Source organism: Alcaligenes ammonioxydans (genome assembly GCF_019343455.1).
GTDB lineage: Bacteria > Pseudomonadota > Gammaproteobacteria > Burkholderiales > Burkholderiaceae_B > Alcaligenes > Alcaligenes ammonioxydans.
On sequence record NZ_CP049362.1, the window covers coordinates 701,750 to 718,423 of the forward strand.

The following is a 16,674-nucleotide window of genomic DNA, read 5'->3' on the forward strand; positions in this document are numbered from 1 at the left end:
GGCGACGCGGTCGCTGGACATGTCGGCGTGCCGCACCCCCGGTGCTCAGGATGAGCGGCGAGCGCGCCAGGCAAACATAATCAGCAAGAGGCTGGCCCAGATCAGAAAGGGCAGGTTGCCGTATTTTACGTAGGGTGTCAGGCCAGTGGTGCCCTGTACTTCCACATCCAGTACGCCCGGTGTCAAGGGCGGCAGCACGGCGCGAATCCGTCCATACGGATCAATGGCAGCCGTCATGCCGGTGTTGGTCGCGCGCAGCATGGGACGTCCTGTTTCCAAGGCTCGCATGCGCGAGATCTGCAAATGCTGGCTCAAGGCCCAGGAGTTCCCGAACCAGCCCAGATTGCTGATATTTAGCAGCACGCTCGCCCCCTGCTGACCAGGGCGGCCCTGGACGGCCTGGATGATCTCTTCACCAAAAACGTCTTCATAGCAGATATTGGCCGCGACACGACCTTCTGGCAGCTGGAAAGGAGCTTGTGGCAGGGCGCCCCGGTGAAAGTCACCCAAGGGGATATTCATCATGTCCACGAACCACCGAAAGCCGGCGGGGATGAATTCGCCAAAGGGCACGAGATGGTGTTTGTCGTAGTAGGCAGCAGTGCTGTTGATGATGTCCTGAGGCTGGGTTTGGGGGGTGATCAGCAAGGCACTGTTGGTATAGCTGAGTTTGCCATCGACCGTACCGCGATCCATGGGTACGCCCAGCACCAGATTGGCTTGATGACGTTGGGCCAGTTCTGTCCAGCGCAACCAGAAGCTGGTTTCCAGACGGTTCTGCAAAACCGGGATGACGGTCTCGGGCAGGACAATCAGACGCGGCGCGTCCTCGGGGGATTTGGCGTCCAGATTGGCCAAGTCGTAATAGCGTTCTATGCCCTCGCCCATCGCGGGGCCAAACTTGGCGCTCTGGTCGACATTGCCTTGCACCAGCCGGGCGATGAACGGATCACCCTGAGGTTTAACCCAGGCGATATGCGGCAAACTGATGCCGATCAGGCCGAAAACCATGGCGATGCCAATACCAATGGCACTAGAAGGGCTCTGGTTTTTGTCTTTGGAGGCGGCAAACTGGGCGATGACCGCGGCACTGAAGGCGGACAGCCAGGCCAGACCATAGACGCCGACAAGTGGAGCCCAGCCGGTAAACATGCCTTCCGCATGGGCGTAGCCGATGTTCAGCCAGGGGAAGCCGGTCAGTAGCGTGCCCCGCAGCCATTCGCTCAGCGCCCAGCAGCTTGCAAACCCCGCGGACAATAGCAGTCGTGGTAGCCAGGCATCACTATTGTGTTTGGGACGCAGCTTTTGCCACACGGCCGCAGCCAGGGCGGGGAAAAGGGCCAGTGCAGCTGCCAGCAGCAAGACCCCCAGGGCCGCCAGCCAGGATGGCATCCCGCCATACTGGTGCATGCTGATGTAGAGCCAATACACGCCGACGGCAAAGTTGCCCAGACCAAACCAATAGCTGCGTCCGAAAGCTTGTCGTAACGACTGCGCTGCCATGATCTGCGAACAGGCTATGGCTAGCAGGGTGATCTGATAAAACGGCAGAATCCAGGAGGGCAGCGGGCCTATCGAAAAGGACAGGGCATGCAAGCCCCCCAGAGCCAGCATTAACGCGACGCGCAGCGCCTGGGGGACAGGTTTGGAATCAGGATTGTTCAAGATGGGGCTCGGCGGGTGTGGCTCGCTGAACGTGCAGCCAAAGGGCTCGTTTCGCATCGGCACGCACGACGGTGATGCTGATGCCGTCAAGCTGGGCGACATCGCCCCGGCGAGGGATGTGCCCCAGTTCGGATGCCAGCCAGCCACCCACGGTATCAAAGTCGTCGTTGGGCAGATTGGTATGGAACGCTTCGTTGAAATCGGGGATTTCGGTCAGGGCCATGACCCGCCAACTGTCAGGGCCTGCCTGGAAAATGGTCTGTTCGGCGTCTTCATCGTATTCGTCCTCGATGTCGCCGACAATTTGTTCCAGCACGTCTTCCATCGTGACCAGCCCGGCGGTGCCGCCATGTTCGTCAATGACGACGGCCAGGTGATTGCGGCTGCCACGGAACTCATGCAGCAGCACATTCAGGCGTTTGGTTTCAGGAATGAACACGGCAGGGCGGATCAGCGGCCGCAGATCCAGTGTGGGGTTGGCAATGGACAGCAGCAAGTCTTTAGCCAGCAATATACCGATGATGTTGTCGCGTTCCGTCTCATAGATGGGGAAGCGGCTGTGGCCCGTTTCAATAATGATGGGCAGCATCTCGGTCAAGGGCTTGGCGATGTCCAGCATATCGATCTTGGAGCGCGGCACCATGATATCGGCCACCGTCTTGTTGGCCATATCCAGCGTTCCAGCGATCATGGAGAGCGATTCGTCGTCGATGACTTTGCGAGCGTGGGCCGCAACCAGGACAGACTTAAGGTCTTCTCGGTCTTCGGGCTCGTGACGCCGATTGAAAAAAGCACTTAAGCGAGAGATAGGATTGTTTGAGCTGGCCTTGGAAGGGCGGGGCTCAGGGTCGGTAGCAGAGTCTGACATTGTCCGAAGGACGAGTTAAGGAAAAATTAAGCATAACCGAAAAACGATGACAAGGTATGGACCTGTCATCATTCGCAAGGCGTGAAGCACGGCGCGTATTGATGCGGTTTTGTCATCGGCGGCCACACGAAGCCGGCACAGCGCGCGCTAGCGTTCCTGATAGGGATCAGGAATACGAAAGCTGGCCAGCACGGCTGTTTCCAGTGCTTCCATGTCCTGGGCCTCGTCTTCTTCGAGGTGGTCATAACCCAGCGAATGCAGGCAGCCGTGCACAACCAGATGAGCAGCATGATGCAAAAAGGGTTTGTCTTGTTCCTGGGCTTCACGTTCCAGAACGGGCAGACACAACACAATGTCGCCATGGACCACGCCGTCTTCGTCCTGACCATATTCAAAGGTCAGCACATTGGTCGCGTAGTCGCGATCTCGGTAGCTCAGGTTCAGGCTTTGGCCTTCCTGGGCTCCCACAATGCGCAAGGTGGCAGACAGACCCGTAAAGCGATCCTCGGGGTGGATGCGTTCGACCGCCATCTCAAGGGTGCGCTGCATCCAGCGGCGGATACGGGAGCGGCTCAGTTCGGGACATTCAACAGCGTACTGGACGCTCAAGGACAGATCAGGCATCACCGGCTCGTTCGTATGCGTCCACAATTCGCGCAACCAGGGGGTGGCGCACCACATCACGGCTGCTAAAGCGCGAGCAGGAAATACCTTGCACGTTTTCCAGCACCGTGACGGCATGGGTCAAACCACTGCGCTGGCCTTTGGGCAAGTCCACCTGGGTGGGGTCACCAGTAATAACGGCCTTGCTGCCAAAACCGATACGGGTCAGGAACATTTTCATCTGTTCCGGCGTGGTGTTCTGGGCTTCGTCCAGAATCACAAAAGCATGGTTCAGCGTGCGGCCGCGCATGTAGGCCAGCGGTGCGATCTCGATGGTCTGCTTCTCAAACAGGCGCTGCACTTTTTCCACGCCCATCAAGTCGTACAGGGCGTCGTACAGGGGGCGCAGATACGGGTCCACCTTTTGGGCCAGATCGCCGGGCAAAAACCCCAGCCGCTCACCGGCTTCCACTGCCGGCCGGGTCAGAATCAGACGATGGACGGATTCGCGCTCCAGTGCATCAATGGCGCAGGCCACGGCCAGCCAGGTTTTGCCGGTACCGGCCGGGCCGATGCCAAAGTTGATGTCGTGGTTCAGAATGTTGCGCAGGTACTCGCGCTGACCAGGGGTACGTGGCCGCAGGTCGCGTTTGGCCGTGCGCAGGGAAATGTCGTCCTGACCCACAGGAGGCAGCTCGGGCAAAGCCTCTGGCGCAGGTTCCTTTTCGTGGCTGCGGCTGGCGCCCAGCTCGACCAGACCCAGTTGGATATCGTCGATATTGAGCGCCCGATGCACTGCGCGCGAATGAAACCAATCAATGGCCTTGGCGGCCTGTTCCGCACGCGCGCCTTCAATCGAAACATGGCTGCCACGCCGACGCAGCGTGACGTCGTAGGCAATAGCAATCTGCTTGATGTTCTCGTCCAAGGGGCCACACAGATTGGCCAGATGGGTGTTGTCCCCATCCAGACGCACAGCAGTGGGCAGGCGGCGGCGTTGACTAGTCATAGATCAGGCTCCTGCAACCCGGTCATGGGTCACGATTTCTCCGCGCAATGTGTTGGTCAGTACCTGGGTGACATGCACATCCACGATTTGTCCGATCAGGCGAGGATCACCCGGGAAGTTGATGATGCGGTTGTTTTCGGTACGGCCTTTCAGTTCCGAATCGTCTTTGCGTGAGGTGCCTTCGACCAGAATGCGCTGCACGCTGCCGACCATGGCCTGGCTGATGGCCTGGGCCTGTTCGTTCACCAGTGCTTGCAGGCGGTGCAAACGGTCCAGTTTTTCTTCTTTGCTGGTGTTGTCTTCCAGGTCGGCGGCAGGCGTGCCAGGGCGACGGGAGTAGACAAACGAGAAGGACTGGTCGAAATTCACATCGCGAATCAGTTTCAGGGTTTTCTGGAAATCCTCTTCTGTCTCGCCGGGAAAGCCGACGATGAAGTCCGAGGAAAGGACGATATCCGGTCGGGCTTCGCGCAAGCGGCGCACGATGGATTTGAACTCCAGCGCAGTGTAGCCGCGTTTCATGGCAGCCAGAATACGGTCGCTACCTGCTTGCACCGGCAGGTGCAGGAAGGGCACGAGCTTGGGCAGATTGCCATGGGCTGCGATCAGGCGCGAGGTCATTTCCTTGGGGTGAGAGGTGGTGTAGCGAATGCGCTCGATACCGGGAATCTCGTGTACGTATTCCAGCAGCATGGCGAAGTCGGCAATTTCGCCCGCCACGTCGGTAGGGCCACGGTAGGCGTTCACGTTCTGGCCCAGCAGCGTCACTTCACGCACACCCTGGTCGGCCAGGTCAGCCACTTCCATCAGCACGTCGTCAAAGGGACGGGAGACTTCGGGGCCGCGGGTGTAGGGCACCACACAGAAGCTGCAGTACTTGCTGCAGCCTTCCATGATGGACACAAAGGCCGAATAGCCTTCCACGCGTGCGGGGGGCAGGGCGTCGAATTTTTCGATTTCCGGAAAGCTGATGTCCACCTGCGAGCGGCCGCTGTTGCGCCGCTTGACGATCAGCTCGGGCAGGCGGTGGAGTGTCTGGGGGCCAAACACCACATCCACGTAAGGCGCGCGACGAATAATCGTGTCACCTTCCTGGCTGGCCACACAGCCACCCACGCCAATGACCAGATCGGGATTCAGCGCCTTCAAGTGCTGGACCCGGCCCAGGTCCGAGAACACCTTTTCCTGCGCCTTCTCGCGTACCGAACAGGTATTGAACAGGATGATGTCGGCTTCTTCGGGATTGGTGGTCAACTCCACGGGGCGATCCTGATTCAGGATATCAGCCATTTTTTCGGAGTCGTACTCGTTCATCTGGCAGCCAAAGGTGCGAATGAAGAGTTTGCGGGCAGGTTTGGCGGCAGCGTCCGCCGTGTCGGGGCTAGGGTGTGTGGTGTCAGTCATAAGAGAAGCCGTGACGGGTGTATATCCCGCGGGCCATTGAGAATGAAGAATCGAGCATTATAACGCCCCGTCTTACAGGGGGCACAAACAAGGGACTGTTCTTGTTCAACTTGTTGCGGGCAGGCCGCCCCTCAGAGGTGCGTTTATGGGAAGCCGCCACAGGGGTGAACTGGCCGTATCTGACGCGTTCAACTCGGCCCTCTTGCAAAGGGTTTTCTATGAATATATGATTCATATGTGTTTCATATAGAGGTTGGGTGATGGGTATTGTCAATATTGATGATGAGTTACACGATCAGTTGCGCAAGGCGAGCACCGTTTCGTGTCGCTCCATTAACGCGCAGGCTGCCTTCTGGATACGTATGGGTTTGCTGTGCGAATTGAATCCCACTTTGAGCTTTAACGACATCGTTGCCCGAGAGATGAGGGCGGTCGGTTTGGGTGAGCCTGCGGTGCCCCTGGAACAAACGGAGCCCGCATGATCAAGACGGCAGGCGAAATTGCCTTGATGGCCGAGTCGGGTCGTTTGCTGGCGCAAGTGTTCACGCGTCTGGATCAGTTGGATCTGATTGGCATGAACACCATGCAGGTCAATGATCTGGTCGAGAGCTACATCGTCCAGGACCTGCAAGCCCGGCCCGCCAGCAAAGGGCAGTACGGTTATGCCTATGTTCTGAACTCATCGCCCAATCAAGTCGTGTGTCACGGTATGCCGTCCACGGCGGATGTGTTGAAAGAGGGAGATATCGTGAACTTCGATATCACCCTGGAGAAGAATGGCTTTATCGCGGATTCCAGCAAAACCTACACGGTGGGGCAGGTTACGTCTGCTGCGCAAAAACTGGTCGATGCCTGCTATATGGCGATGTGGAAAGGCATACAAGCCGTGCGTCCGGGCGCGACTTTGGGTGATGTGGGATTTGCCATCTCGCAATACGCACGCACGAACGGCTACTCCGTTGTGCGCGATTACTGTGGGCACGGCATCGGGCGAGAAATGCATGAAGCCCCCGAGGTCCTGCACTGGGGTACGCCGCGCACAGGCTTGCGATTGAAGGAGGGCATGGTGTTCACCATTGAACCTATGCTCAATCAAGGCGGTCATGCGGTGCAAACCGGGAAAGATGGCTGGACCGTACGTACCTGTGATGGCTTGCTGTCGGCACAGTTTGAGCACACGGTGGCTGTGACAGAAAGTGGTGTGCGTGTATTGACGCTGCGGCCGGATGAAACCATCCCGCATTAATTAAGTAGACTGCGCTTATTTCGTTCCCTCGACTGTCGGCTTGTAGTGTCTTACCCGATCCTTGCAGCGTGTGCGCTGAGAATGGCGGCGACAAGCTCTATCAGCCTTATGGAAATGAGATTCGCTCTAGACAGCGCTGGAGCCGCTACAGCAGTAAGGTTCTGCCATATTGCCATCGCAGTATTGCTCGCTGTATAGCTGTCGTGCCGAGGTCTCTCTTTAGATCAATATAGGGTGGCAGGCCTTTGTTTTCTTGGGGGACCCGAGCCGGTCAGCTTGGCGGGCCATTCGCCCGTGCGGTGCACGGGTCCCCTTGTCAGTGCTCTGCTGCGGGCGGGTCGTGAACTCGGAGCGCAGTTTGTCCGCCGGACAAACCGCAAACGTGCTCCTCAAACAGCACGACCCTTGCATCCCGCATCAGAGCACTGCCTGTGGCGAACGGCCTGACTCGCCCCGCCGACCGGCTCGGGTCCCCCAAGAAAACAAAAAGAGGCTTGTTGCTGCCACCCTATTGCTTGCAATCTAGCAGCCTTAGAAACAAAAAAGCCCGACATTGTTTTAATGTCGGGCTTTTCTTTAACAGCGACTAAAGAAGCAACTTAGCCTTCTACAACCTCGCCGCCTTCGTCTTTCTTGATCGGCTTGACCAGATCCTCACGTTTCACGCCCAGCCACATGGAAATAGCGGCAGCCACGAACACGGAGGAGTAGATACCAAACCAGATGCCGATGGTTAGCGCCAGCGAGAAGTTGTGCAGTGTGGGGCCACCGAAGAAGAAAATCGACAGCACCATCATCTGGGTAGAACCGTGGGTGATGATGGTACGCGAGATGTTCTGGGTAATGGACAGGTCGATAATCTCGGCTACCGACATCTTGCGCTGCTTGCGGAAGTTTTCACGGATACGGTCCATCACCACAACGGATTCGTTCACGGAGTAACCCAGCACCGCCAGCACACCGGCCAGTACCGACAGCGAGAATTCCCATTGAAAGAAAGCGAAAAAGCCGAGGATGATGACCACGTCGTGCAAGTTGGCAATGGCACATGCCAGTGCCAGCTTCCATTCAAAGCGGAAACCCAGATAGAGCAAAATACCGGCGACCACAAAGGCCAGTGCCATCAAGCCGTTATGCAGCAACTCCTGTCCCACCTGTGGCCCGACGAACTCCACACGACGCAGTTCTACGTCCGGGTGTTGCTGCTTCAGTGCCTGGATGACCTGTTCGCTTTGCTGGGTGGAATCCTGCCCATCCAGGATGGGCAGGCGGATCATGATGTCCTGGGAGGTGCCGAAGTTCTGTACCTGGAAATCGGTGTAGCCCAGAGACTGGACCGAGCGGCGCACATCTTCGACCTGTACGGTTTGTTGATAATGCACTTCCATGACTGTCCCACCGGTAAATTCGATGGACAGGTGAAAGCCGCGCACGATAATAAAAACAACCGCTGCGATAAACGTCAGAAAACTGATCAGGTTCAGCACCAGTGCATGGCGCATGAACGGGATAGTGCGGTGAATACGAAAAAATTCCATGATGCTTTATGCCTGTAGTTGGGCCTGGCCGGCTTGCGCCGGCCCTGGCGCTTTACTTCTTGTCCTGTGGCTTCCAGACCTGGCCGATCGAAATCCCTTGCAGGCGACGACGGTTGCCATACCAGAGATTGACCAGGGCACGAACCCCAACCACCGAAGAGAACATGGAGGTCAGAATACCGATCACGTGTACAACCGCAAAACCGCGGATGGGGCCGGAACCGAAGGCCAGCAAAGCGACACCCACAATCAGGCTGGTCAGGTTGGAGTCGAAGATCGTGGCCCAGGCACGATCAAAACCCAGGTGAATGGCCTGTTGCGGGGAAGCACCATTGCGCAGTTCTTCGCGGATACGCTCGTTGATCAGGACGTTGGCGTCAATGGCCATGCCCAGCGTCAAGGCAATGGCGGCAATACCCGGCAAGGTCAGGGTCGCCTGCAGCATGGACAGCACGGCCAGCAGCAAGAGCACGTTGAAGGTCAGGCCAATGGTCGAGAACAGGCCGATCAGGTGGTAATACAGCATGATGAAGATGGCAATCGCAATAAAGCCGTACAGCGTGGCGTTAAAGCCCTGGCGAATATTGTCGGCACCCAGGCTGGGGCCAATAGTGCGCTCTTCGATGATGCTCATGGGCGCGGCCAGTGAACCGGCACGCAGCAGCAGGGAAATGTCAGCGGCTTCCTGGGCATTCATGCTGCCGCTGATCTGAACCTGACCGTTGGGGATTTCGCTGCGGATAACCGGGGCAGTGACCACTTCACCCACGCCATTCTCAAACAGCACAATGGCCATGCGTTTGTTGATGTTGTTGCGGGTAATATCGCGAAAGATCCGTGAACCCTTGTTGTCCAGCGTCAGGTTGACAGTGGGCTGTTGGGTCTGCGAGTCGCGGCCGGGCTGGGCATCCTGTAGGTTTTCGCCTGTCAGGATTACCTGGCGACGCAGCAGCAAGGGGGCGCCACCGCGCTCGGTATAACGCTCCAGCCCAAAAGGCACGGTGCCCGAGTTCAAGGCAGCAACGGCAGCGGGGGAGTCTTCCACCATGCGCAATTCCAGCGTGGCAGTACGGCCCAGGATTTCCTTGGCCTTGGCCACATCCTGCACGCCGGGCAACTGGACGACGATGCGGTCGGAACCTTGTTGCTGGATAACTGGTTCAGCCACGCCCAGCTCGTTGATCCGGTTGTGCAAGGTGGTGATGTTTTGTGTGAGCGCGTTTGTCTGGACTTGAATGGTGGCGGTCTCGGTCAGCCGCGCCGTCAGCCCGCTGTCGCCCGCAGGGGTAAAGGCCAGGTCGGGGATGGCACGACGAAGCTCAGACTGGGCGCGGTCGCGTTCGTCAGCCGAAGCAAAGCTCAGGCGCAGGGACTGGCCTTCACGCTCAATAGTGCCAACCGGTACCTTGGCTTCACGCAGCACACTGCGGGCGTCCGCGACCATGGAGTCGTAGCGGGCTGTCAGGGCACCTTGCATATCGACCTGCAGCAGAAAGTGTACGCCGCCACGCAGGTCCAGCCCCAGATGCATGGGGTGTGCGCCCAGCGCGGTCAGCCAGGCGGGCGAGGCAGACACCAGGTTCAGGGCGACGGTGTAGTCGGGAGCAGACGCGGCAGAGTCCTTGTTCAGCTCGCGCTCGATCAGGTCCTTGGCCTTGAGCTGGACGTCAGTAGACGCAAAACGGAAACGCGCTGTGGCGCTGGGTCCGTTTTGTTCAAAATACGAGCCCGTCGTAGGGATATTGTTCTGCTTGAGCAGCGCTTCAACATGCGTGATCAGGCTGGTTTCAAGCCGGACCGTGGATTTGGCGCTGGAAACCTGCACAGCAGGAGACTCACCAAACAGATTGGGCAAGGTATAGATCAGGCCGATCGCCAGCGCGACCAATACGATGGCATATTTCCAGAGGGGATAACGATTCATGGGATATCTACGACGGGTGCAGAAATGGCAACCCCGGACCGAGGTCCGGGGTCGGAGGCATTACAGCGACTTGATGGTGCCTTTGGGCAGAACAGTCGTAACGGCCACGCGTTGGACCAGAACTTCGACGGGTTTGTCGGTCAGGTTGGCCACTTCAACGGTCAGGTAGTTGTCGTGAACTTTGCTGACTTTGCCCAGCAGACCGCCGGAGGTGATGACTTCGTCGCCTTTGGCCAGGTTGGACACCAGGTTGCGGTGCTCTTTCTGGCGTTTCATCTGAGGACGAATCATCAGGAAGTACAGCACAACAAACATCAAGATGATGGGCAGCATGCCCATCAGGGCGTTTTCGCCGCCGGCAGCTGCCTGGGCGGGGATGAGAGTCAGAATGTCAACAGCGGACATGTGGGGCTCCTGAGGATTTTTTTGTGTGGGTTGTCAAAAACTAACGGTGTATTGTAGCGGCACTTTATTGCCGGATCACAAACAGCCTGTTATTCGATGCCGCGTGCCCGGTCCTGGTGAAATTGCTCCCGCCAGGCTGCAAAACGCTTTTGCTCGATGGCATCGCGCATCTCTTGCATGATCTGCAAATAGAAATGCAGGTTGTGCAAGGTATTCAAGCGTGAGCCGGTAATCTCATTGGAACGCTGCAGGTGATGCAGGTAGCCACGCGAAAAATGCTGGCAGGTATGGCAGCTGCAACTGGGGTCCAGCGGGCGGGTATCGTCCCGATAGCGGGCGTTGCGGATCTTGATATCGCCGTAACGCGTGAACAGCCAGCCATTGCGCGCATTGCGGGTAGGCATCACGCAGTCGAACATGTCCACGCCCTGGCTGACGCCTTCGACCAGATCCTCAGGCGTGCCCACACCCATCAGATAGCGCGGCGCATGGGCGGGCAGTTTGGGGGTGGTGTGCGCCAGAATGCGCATCATGTCTTCTTTGGGTTCGCCGACCGACAGACCACCAATGGCGTAGCCCTCAAAGCCGATTTCCGTCAGGCCCGCCAATGATTCGTCGCGCAGGTCTTCATACATGCCGCCCTGCACAATCCCAAATAAGGCATTGGGATTGCTCAGACGCTTGAATTCCTCGCGTGAGCGACGGGCCCAGCGCAGGGACATACGCATGGATTTGGCCGCCTCGGTGTGAGTGGCCGGGCGATCGTCAATCAGATAGGGCGTGCATTCGTCAAACACCATGGAAATGTCGGAGTTCAAGGAATACTGGATCTGCATGGACACTTCAGGCGTTAAAAAAAGGCGTTCGCCGGTGATGGGGGAGGCAAATTTCACCCCTTCCTCGGTAATTTTGCGCATGCCTTTCAGACTGAATACCTGAAAACCGCCCGAGTCGGTCAGGATGGGCTTGTCCCACTGCATGAAGTTATGCAGGCCCTTGTATTTGTCCATCACTTCCGTACCGGGACGCAACCACAAATGAAAGGTATTGCCCAAGATGATCTGGGAGCCGATGTCCTTTAATTCGTGCGGCATCATGGCCTTGACGCTGCCATAAGTGCCTACCGGCATGAAAATGGGGGTTTGCACCACACCGTGGTTCAGGGTGATCTGGCCACGGCGAGCGGCGCCGTCGGTGCTTAAAAGGTCAAACTTCAGTCCACTCATGGGGTAGGGGGCTCAATGAACATAGCATCGCCATAACTGAAAAAGCGATACCGGGATTGGACGGCGTGCTGGTAGGCACGTTGTATGGGTTCGATCCCCGCCAGGGCTGACACCAGCATCAGCAGGGTGGACTGGGGCAAATGAAAATTGGTGATCAGTGCATCAACCCATTGATATTGGAAGCCGGGAGTGATGAACAGGCGTGTATCGCCTTCAATACTGCCATCGGCGCAGCGCTGGTTCATGCCGGGCTCTTTGCTGGCGGCCGATTCCAGTGAGCGCACGCTGGTGGTGCCCACGGCGATGATGCGGCCACCCGCAGCCCGGGTTGCCTCAATCTTGGCCAGGGTGGCGGCGGGTACGTGGTAGCGCTCGGCGTGCATGACGTGTTCGCTGATATTGTCGACACGCACCGGCTGGAAGGTGCCGGCCCCTACATGCAAGGTGACAAAGGCCTGGTCCACGCCTTGCGCACGCAAGGTGGCCAGCATGTCGTCGGTAAAGTGCAGGCCTGCCGTAGGAGCGGCCACGGCACCGGGGTGTCGGGCATAAACGGTCTGATAGCGTGATTCGTCCTGCTCATCGGCCGCATGGGTGATGTAGGGGGGCAGGGGCGTGGCCCCGTACTGCTCCAGCATGTCCAGCACGGGCTCATGAAAGCGCAGGGCAAACAGGGCATCCTCGCGGCCTGTGCAGTCGGCCAGCACCTTGCCATCGGCCAGTTCCAGCAAGGTGCCTGGCTTGGGCGACTTGCTGGCGCGGATATGCGCCAGGGCGGTGTCAGGGCCGGTCACGCGCTCGATCAGCACTTCGACTTTGCCGCCGCTGCTTTTCTGACCATGCAGGCGCGCCTTGATGACTCGCGTGTCATTAAAGACCAGCAGATCGCCTTTGCGCAGCAGGCCAGGCAGGTCGGTGAACTGGCGGTCATGCAATTGGCCGGCCCCGTCCAGATGCAGCAGACGGCTGCCTTGGCGCTGGGCCGGAGGGCTTTGAGCGATCAGCTCGGGGGGGAGCTCGTAGTCGAACTGGGCGATGGTTAAAGAGGGATCGATGCTCATGGTTTGTCGTAAAGGGCCACGGACTGCAAGGTCGGGCCTGATGGGGTAACCGACTATTTTAACGCTTTGCCGTCAGATTGCTGAATCGGCCATATCCGCAGTGTTTTTCTTTCGGTATGCTTGGGTTTTTCCTGAATTGATCTGTTGGAGACGAGGGCATGGGTGTTTTGAAGACAAAGCCTGTTTTGAGTCGTTGCAAGCATATGGCTCTGGTAGCCTTGCTGATGGTGCAAGGCGCCTCACTGGCTCTGGCCCAGGCCCTACCTCCCGAGTTGGCGTCGGTCTGGAGTGCCAGCCGCCTTCCCCAATCGTCTTTGTCGATTGTGGTGGACGAGGCAGATGGCCCGCGTCTGATTGGCGTCAATCCCCAGGAGCCCCGCAACCCCGCTTCGGTCATGAAGCTGGTCAGCACCTGGGCTGGCTTGTCCGCCTTGGGGCCGGAATATACCTGGCGCACCACCTTGATGGCCCAGGACGGCCTGCAGGTTGATGAGCAGGGCACCTTGAAAGGACCCTTGTATATCAAGGCGGGAGGCGATCCGTTTCTGACCGTGCCGCAGTTATGGGACATGTTGCGTGAACTCCGTTTGCGTGGGGTGAAGAATCTGACCGAAGTGATTGTGGATCGTTCCATTTTTGGCAATGTGACGATCAATCCGGGGGATTTTGATAACGCGGGTGATCGACCCTATAACGCCAGCCCGGATGCCATGATGGTCGGGCTGGGAGCCTCCCGGCTGGTATTTCAACCTGATGCGCAGGCGCGCAAATGGGTGGCGATTATTGATCCGCCGCTGCCGGGTGTGCGCGTGCAGGGTGAAGTGGAGTGGTCGACCGCAACGTGCCCGGGCTCACCGGTGATCGGCACCCAGATTCAACCCGAAGCCGGGGGCATGGTGGTACGCGTCAGCGGTAAGGCGGCCGCCTCTTGTGGCGAATTCAGCGTGTATCGTCTGGTGCACTCTCAAACTGAGTTTTTCGACAAACTGTTTCGCAGTCTGTGGCGCGATCTGGGCGGCACCCTGGCGCGTGATATCAAGCCTGGCCGGGTGCCGGGTCGTGCCCAGGCCATTACCTGGCATGATTCGCAGTCCCTGTCTGACCTGATCCGTCTGGTGAACAAGCAAAGCAATAATGTGATGGCCCGCACCATCTTGCTGACCGTGGGCGCGGAGATGAGCGGTCCCGGGGCCACCGTGGCCAGCGGCGAGCGGGCAGTCATGAACATATTGGGACGCCAGGGCGTCAACACCAGCGGCTGGGTTGTGGACAATGGCTCGGGCCTGTCGCGCAACGGACGGGTGACCGCCGGCGGCATGGCTGATATGTTGAAAGTTGCCTGGCGCTCGAACTGGATGCCTGAATATATTTCCTCTTTCGCCATCTCCGGTGTGGATGGCACGGTACGTTCACGCTTGCGGGACGACGAGGTGCAGGGGCGCGCCCACCTGAAAACAGGCACCTTGCGCGACAGCCGTGCGCTGGCCGGTTACGTGCTGGGAGCCAGCGGAAAGCGGTATATTGTTGTCATGATGGTCAATGACGAACGTTCTGCCTCTGCCCGGCCCTTTTTTGACGCAGTGGTGAAGTGGTTGGCAGTGCGTTAATGATCACGATAGTGCGGGCTGCTGTGCAGCGGCCCTGTTTGTAGTTTGTTCCTAATTTGATGAAGCAATCATGCCCATACACGAAATACGTCACCCTTTGATCCGCCATAAACTGGGCCTGATGCGCAAGGCAGATCTGAGCACGAAAAATTTCCGCGAAATGTCCCAGGAAATCGCCTCCTTGCTGACCTACGAGGCTTGTAAGGATTTGCCCCTGGAGCCCACCACGATTGAAGGCTGGTGTGGGGATGTGGAAGTGGAAAAGCTGGCAGGCAAGAAAGTGACGGTGGTTCCCATCTTGCGTGCCGGTATTGGCATGCTGGACGGGGTGTTGAACCTGATTCCGGGTGCCAAGGTCAGCGTGATCGGCATCGCCCGAAATGAAGAGACCCTGGAGGCCCAGGCCTATCTGGAACGTCTGGTCGGGGAGCTGGATCAGCGCCTGGCCCTGATTATCGACCCCATGCTGGCAACCGGAGGTTCCATGGTTGCCACCATCGATCTGCTGAAGAAAGCAGGCTGCAAGAACATTCGCGCCCTGGTGCTGGTGGCAGCGCCTGAAGGCATTGCCACTCTTGAAAAACACCACCCTGACGTACATATCTATACCGCGTCCATTGACAAGCACCTGGACGAGCATGGTTATATTGTGCCGGGCCTGGGGGATGCGGGGGACCGTATTTTCGGCACCCGTCAAAAAGTGCAGGACGGCGAGGTGTAGGCCGGGAACTTGTCGCGCTTTTTTACAATCCCTTGCTCGTCCCCTAGAGGGGATAGGCATAATAAAGAGTCAAACCTACGTTTCACTGAATTCAGGATGTGCATGAAACTGAAAGCTTGGATGGCTGCTCCGCTGTTGGTGATATCGGGCCTGGGTTCGGCTCAGGCCGGTCTGTGCGACGTCCCTTTCATGCGTGATGGCGGCCAGGTTCAATTGACGGGTTCGGGTTTTCTGGCCATGGGCGCAGACCTTGCTTTTTCCGACGTGAAAAAGCAGGGGGGCGACCAGTGTCAGGCGCGCGTACAGGGCAAGGCTAGTGTGGCCCTGGCTGGCTTACCGGCCAGCAAGCCCAATATTGACTATGTCATGACAGTGCGTGATGGTCGTACCCGCTTTCAGCGTGACGATGGCCGAGGTGGCTTGGAAGCGGTCCACGGTTCATTTGACTTGCGTTTGCTGGGGCTGTTTTCCTACGAGCACGGCGGCTTGCAGGAAGGCCAGACCTTCCCCCGCCAGGACTTCCAGATCAATCTGGACAAACGAGCCCAGTCCAATGTGCTGCGTGTCCATACTGGTGCCAAAACGGTGGGCGCCCAGCAGACGGTGCAGACGGCCTTGGGCAATTACGAATGCTGGCCGATTCGCTACCAGCGAGAGATCGAGCCTACCCAAGCCAGTTTCAGCGGCATCAGCCTGCCTATTCCGGGTATTAATTCTCAGGTTACCGATTGGTACTGCCCGGAAGTGCAAATGGTGATGAAGCAGGAAAGCATTCAGAATGGTGTACCGTCTACGGTAGACGTGACCCACTTGAAGTAAGCTTGCGACGCGTCCGTTGCAGGTTTACGGAGTATCTTTATCCTGAATAGAGCGGGTTAAAGAATTTTGTGCGGCGCTGTGATGGCGTCATTCACTTGGCGATACGTATTTGTCGCGTGTCCCTTTCAACTGCAAGGAGTTATTTATGGCTACCAAGAAAAGTCTGGAAAACAGCGGAGACAAATTCATCGAGGAAGTGAAAGCGAGCTTGGATGAAGCTGAGCAACTGATGCGTGAAGCAGCCGAAGCGACGGGCGATAAAGCTGGAGAGCTCCGTGAGCGAGCTTTGCGTTCATTGCGTGTGACCCGCGATTCGCTGCATGATGCCCAGGAAGCGGTGGTTGAGCATAGTGTTCGTGCGGCCAAGGCCACCGATAACTATGTGCATGACAAACCCTGGCAAGCCATCGGCGTGGCCGGTATTGTGGGCCTGATGTTCGGCATGCTGATCAGCCGTCGTTAATCTGTCTGTGCTCTGCGCTGCTGACTGGTTTCAGCAGCAGAAAAAGTAGCCCTGCCGATCCGAACCTTCCGGTTCGGATCGGCAGCCTCTTCGCAATCAGGCTCCTGACATTGCG

The 16,674-nt window shown here is 57.9% G+C and carries 16 protein-coding genes; 6 read left to right on the forward strand and 10 right to left on the reverse strand.

From position 1 onward, the window contains the following. Positions 1–45: 45 nt before the first annotated feature. The 5 genes from lnt to miaB all read right to left on the reverse strand — a co-directional run bounded on the left by lnt (position 46) and on the right by miaB (position 5,549). Positions 46–1,614: an apolipoprotein N-acyltransferase gene (lnt, locus tag FE795_RS03225; RefSeq protein ID WP_219236096.1), complete on the reverse strand. Its 1,569-nt coding sequence runs from the start codon at positions 1,612–1,614 to the stop codon at positions 46–48. 37 nt (positions 1,615–1,651) lie between these two features. Next, the gene (locus tag FE795_RS03230; protein WP_039943754.1) at positions 1,652–2,533 is read right to left on the reverse strand and encodes an HlyC/CorC family transporter; all 882 of its coding nucleotides are present in this window, start codon (positions 2,531–2,533) and stop codon (positions 1,652–1,654) included. Positions 2,534–2,680: 147 nt separating this feature from the next. Next, entirely contained in the window at positions 2,681–3,157 is a 477-nt protein-coding gene (ybeY, locus tag FE795_RS03235) for an rRNA maturation RNase YbeY (protein ID WP_003803700.1), read from the reverse strand. Next, on the reverse strand, positions 3,150–4,145 hold the full coding sequence (locus tag FE795_RS03240) for a PhoH family protein (protein ID WP_003803699.1): 996 nt from the start codon (positions 4,143–4,145) through the stop codon (positions 3,150–3,152). Before FE795_RS03240 ends, ybeY begins: the two co-directional genes overlap by 8 nt. Before the next feature lie 3 nt (positions 4,146–4,148). Continuing rightward, positions 4,149–5,549 carry a tRNA (N6-isopentenyl adenosine(37)-C2)-methylthiotransferase MiaB gene (miaB, locus tag FE795_RS03245; RefSeq protein ID WP_003803697.1) on the reverse strand — a complete coding sequence of 467 codons (1,401 nt, stop codon included), beginning with the start codon at positions 5,547–5,549 and terminating at the stop codon, positions 4,149–4,151. Between the two features lie 260 nt (positions 5,550–5,809). Between miaB and FE795_RS03250 the strand changes: the two genes are divergently transcribed. Both FE795_RS03250 and map read left to right on the forward strand, forming a co-directional pair. Further along, positions 5,810–6,031, forward strand: coding sequence for a ParD-like family protein (locus tag FE795_RS03250; RefSeq protein ID WP_003803695.1), 222 nt, complete (start codon positions 5,810–5,812; stop codon positions 6,029–6,031). Beyond that, the gene (gene map, locus FE795_RS03255; protein WP_003803693.1) at positions 6,028–6,795 is read left to right on the forward strand and encodes a type I methionyl aminopeptidase; all 768 of its coding nucleotides are present in this window, start codon (positions 6,028–6,030) and stop codon (positions 6,793–6,795) included. The genes FE795_RS03250 and map overlap by 4 nt, the downstream gene beginning before the upstream one ends. A gap of 599 nt (positions 6,796–7,394) precedes the next feature. Here the strand turns inward: map and secF are convergent. The 5 genes from secF to queA all read right to left on the reverse strand — a co-directional run bounded on the left by secF (position 7,395) and on the right by queA (position 12,949). Further along, positions 7,395–8,333, reverse strand: a complete 939-nt coding sequence (gene secF, locus FE795_RS03260) for a protein translocase subunit SecF (RefSeq protein ID WP_003803691.1) — start codon at positions 8,331–8,333, stop codon at positions 7,395–7,397. 52 nt (positions 8,334–8,385) lie between these two features. After that, a complete protein-coding gene (secD, locus tag FE795_RS03265; RefSeq protein WP_003803690.1) occupies positions 8,386–10,257 on the reverse strand; it encodes a protein translocase subunit SecD in 1,872 nt (623 codons plus the stop codon). A gap of 60 nt (positions 10,258–10,317) precedes the next feature. Continuing rightward, positions 10,318–10,662, reverse strand: coding sequence for a preprotein translocase subunit YajC (gene yajC, locus FE795_RS03270; RefSeq protein WP_003803689.1), 345 nt, complete (start codon positions 10,660–10,662; stop codon positions 10,318–10,320). Positions 10,663–10,751: 89 nt separating this feature from the next. After that, positions 10,752–11,888 carry a tRNA guanosine(34) transglycosylase Tgt gene (gene tgt / locus FE795_RS03275; protein WP_003803688.1) on the reverse strand — a complete coding sequence of 379 codons (1,137 nt, stop codon included), beginning with the start codon at positions 11,886–11,888 and terminating at the stop codon, positions 10,752–10,754. Further along, positions 11,885–12,949: a tRNA preQ1(34) S-adenosylmethionine ribosyltransferase-isomerase QueA gene (gene queA / locus FE795_RS03280; protein WP_003803687.1), complete on the reverse strand. Its 1,065-nt coding sequence runs from the start codon at positions 12,947–12,949 to the stop codon at positions 11,885–11,887. The genes tgt and queA overlap by 4 nt, the downstream gene beginning before the upstream one ends. 158 nt (positions 12,950–13,107) lie before the next feature. On the opposite strand from queA, the gene dacB reads away from it, so the two are divergent. From dacB to FE795_RS03300, 4 genes are all read left to right on the forward strand, one after another. After that, positions 13,108–14,556, forward strand: coding sequence for a D-alanyl-D-alanine carboxypeptidase/D-alanyl-D-alanine endopeptidase (dacB, locus tag FE795_RS03285; protein ID WP_003803686.1), 1,449 nt, complete (start codon positions 13,108–13,110; stop codon positions 14,554–14,556). A 70-nt stretch (positions 14,557–14,626) separates the two neighbouring features. Further along, the gene (gene upp, locus FE795_RS03290) at positions 14,627–15,277 is read left to right on the forward strand and encodes a uracil phosphoribosyltransferase (RefSeq protein ID WP_003803685.1); all 651 of its coding nucleotides are present in this window, start codon (positions 14,627–14,629) and stop codon (positions 15,275–15,277) included. A 102-nt stretch (positions 15,278–15,379) separates the two neighbouring features. Beyond that, positions 15,380–16,096: a hypothetical protein gene (locus tag FE795_RS03295; RefSeq protein ID WP_003803684.1), complete on the forward strand. Its 717-nt coding sequence runs from the start codon at positions 15,380–15,382 to the stop codon at positions 16,094–16,096. Between the two features lie 145 nt (positions 16,097–16,241). Continuing rightward, entirely contained in the window at positions 16,242–16,559 is a 318-nt protein-coding gene (locus tag FE795_RS03300) for a DUF883 family protein (RefSeq protein ID WP_003803683.1), read from the forward strand. Positions 16,560–16,674: the final 115 nt, after the last annotated feature.

Coding starts and splice junctions, on each gene's coding strand:
- lnt (WP_219236096.1), bottom strand. CDS start 1,614: ATGCTGGCTCTGGGGGGCTTGCATGCCCTGTCCTTTTCGATAGGCCCG.
- FE795_RS03230 (WP_039943754.1), bottom strand. CDS start 2,533: ATGTCAGACTCTGCTACCGACCCTGAGCCCCGCCCTTCCAAGGCCAGC.
- ybeY (WP_003803700.1), bottom strand. CDS start 3,157: ATGCCTGATCTGTCCTTGAGCGTCCAGTACGCTGTTGAATGTCCCGAA.
- FE795_RS03240 (WP_003803699.1), bottom strand. CDS start 4,145: ATGACTAGTCAACGCCGCCGCCTGCCCACTGCTGTGCGTCTGGATGGG.
- miaB (WP_003803697.1), bottom strand. CDS start 5,549: ATGACTGACACCACACACCCTAGCCCCGACACGGCGGACGCTGCCGCC.
- FE795_RS03250 (WP_003803695.1), top strand. CDS start 5,810: ATGGGTATTGTCAATATTGATGATGAGTTACACGATCAGTTGCGCAAG.
- map (WP_003803693.1), top strand. CDS start 6,028: ATGATCAAGACGGCAGGCGAAATTGCCTTGATGGCCGAGTCGGGTCGT.
- secF (WP_003803691.1), bottom strand. CDS start 8,333: ATGGAATTTTTTCGTATTCACCGCACTATCCCGTTCATGCGCCATGCA.
- secD (WP_003803690.1), bottom strand. CDS start 10,257: ATGAATCGTTATCCCCTCTGGAAATATGCCATCGTATTGGTCGCGCTG.
- yajC (WP_003803689.1), bottom strand. CDS start 10,662: ATGTCCGCTGTTGACATTCTGACTCTCATCCCCGCCCAGGCAGCTGCC.
- tgt (WP_003803688.1), bottom strand. CDS start 11,888: ATGAGTGGACTGAAGTTTGACCTTTTAAGCACCGACGGCGCCGCTCGC.
- queA (WP_003803687.1), bottom strand. CDS start 12,949: ATGAGCATCGATCCCTCTTTAACCATCGCCCAGTTCGACTACGAGCTC.
- dacB (WP_003803686.1), top strand. CDS start 13,108: ATGGGTGTTTTGAAGACAAAGCCTGTTTTGAGTCGTTGCAAGCATATG.
- upp (WP_003803685.1), top strand. CDS start 14,627: ATGCCCATACACGAAATACGTCACCCTTTGATCCGCCATAAACTGGGC.
- FE795_RS03295 (WP_003803684.1), top strand. CDS start 15,380: ATGAAACTGAAAGCTTGGATGGCTGCTCCGCTGTTGGTGATATCGGGC.
- FE795_RS03300 (WP_003803683.1), top strand. CDS start 16,242: ATGGCTACCAAGAAAAGTCTGGAAAACAGCGGAGACAAATTCATCGAG.